Annotated in this window: 1 protein-coding gene; it reads left to right on the top strand. The window is 35.4% G+C overall.

Annotation, left to right across the window (positions count from 1 at the left end):
- Nucleotides 1–1898 (top strand): chondroitinase-B domain-containing protein (locus tag VOI54_RS17970; RefSeq protein WP_326284728.1); only part of this gene is annotated, 1898 nt, incomplete at both ends.

Below are 1898 nucleotides of genomic sequence, written 5' to 3'. Positions count from 1 at the left end.
TATTTTACAACGTTTAAGGTAGGAAATACAACAGAGCTTTTGCAAGCTGCAGCAGTAGTCCAGCCTGGTGATGTCATTGAATTGGAAGATGGTATCTATAATAATTTCTTATTGGAATTAAAAGTGGAGGGGCAAAATAATAACCCCATCACCATTAAGGCCGAGAACCCGGGTAAAGCTATTATAAAAGGAGCTTCGGCAATCCATGTTTACGGAGATCATTATATAATTAAAGGCTTATATTTTACAGAAGGAGCCCTGGATTCAAATCTAATCACCATGAATCATCCAGCTCAGCAAACTCTTGTTACTATTTTTGGTAGTCATGTAAGGGTCACAGAATGTGTATTTGACAACTTTATACCACTTAATGCATCAGGTAAAATTAGATACATTAGTAATGAGTTTGGGGCAAAAGGATTTCCACGTTTTGTGCGAGTGGACCACTGTAGTTTTATTTCAGTTAATAGAATAGACAACGGACAATTTTTAGCCCTTAACGGACACTTTCACCCAGGAGCTGTACATAGAGCCTTAAAAGGAAACTATGGAGACTATACTAAGGATGCTTTTTTAGACCAAACCCTTTTTGCAGATGCTGTATATGGAAGGCCACTTTATAATAGAGTAGATCACTGTTATTTTGGTATTGCAGATGGCAGTATATTACGATGGGGACATAATGGCGACAGGCAAAGAATGCCAACAGCTACTGAACTTAAAAATCAGTCAAACCCATTTCCGGCAAGTGCAGTCGCACAGGGTGAAATAAAAACAATAGGCGGTTCAATTTTTGATGCCAATCTTGTTGAGGGTCAAAGAACAGGTGATGGTGAAAGAATAGTGTCTAAGAATGGTCAAAATATCTATTTAAATAACACCTTTAGAAATGATTTAGGGCAATTAAGTTTAAGAGGCGGTACTAATGAAGTTGTTATAGGAAATTATTTTTTACGTGATGATTCTAGTAAGAGGAACAACAACAAAACTACAGCATGGAGTTCAAAGCATGTTATAGCAAATAACTATTTTCAAAACACCAAAGGTGCAGGTTTAACTTTAACCTCAGGGTATCAGGGAACTGGAACTGGACATGATGCAGTAACTTCCTCATACATTCTTTACAACACTTTTGAAACATTAGATAAAAAGGCATACTGTATAGATGCTAGAAGTATACGTGACAGAAGAACTGAGGAAGCATTAGCAGAAGGCAAGGTTTTTCAGCCATTAAAAGACAATAATTTTGAAGGAAATTTTTTCTTTAAGACATTAACTAAAAATGTATCAGAAGGTTTTGTGTTCCAGTATCTTTATCAACAAATTATAAATGAGAATAATTTTGAAGATAATTACTATTTGAATCACAATCAAATAGCTGAGTTATACATGTACAGTAGTAATTGGTTAGCATATAGACAGCAATATCCAAATAATAGTGATTATGACACACATTTTACTGAAGGGATAGAAAATCAGGGACAAATAGTAACCACCATGACTGGTCTAGATTCTATAACAAATGAAGTGATTACAAGAGATGAATTTGGGTTATTAAGAGTACAAGGAGCAAAATTTACTAAAAAGAATTTCGATCTACCTAACTTACAATCATTCCCATATGATATAGATGAACTAATTTCAGGTAATTTGCTTAAAATTACAGAAGTAAATAGACCACAACCACTACCACCACTACCACTATTTCCTGGAACCAATACTATTGATTTAAGTGACTTTGGAGATAGGTTAAACAATAATAAACCCATTCAGGCAGGAGAAGTAGGCGCACAGTGGTTTCGAGGAGAGCAAATAAAAATAAGTAAAGAGTTGAGTCCCATGTTCACCGGTCCACAAGTAGTTGAAATAGCAAACACAACAGGTTTGTTGGGAGATGA

Source organism: Alterotamlana spongicola (assembly GCF_035818475.1).
GTDB lineage: Bacteria > Bacteroidota > Bacteroidia > Flavobacteriales > Flavobacteriaceae > Cognatitamlana.
Note: the sequence above shows the minus strand (reverse complement) of the source record. Positions and strands in the feature narration are given on the sequence as shown.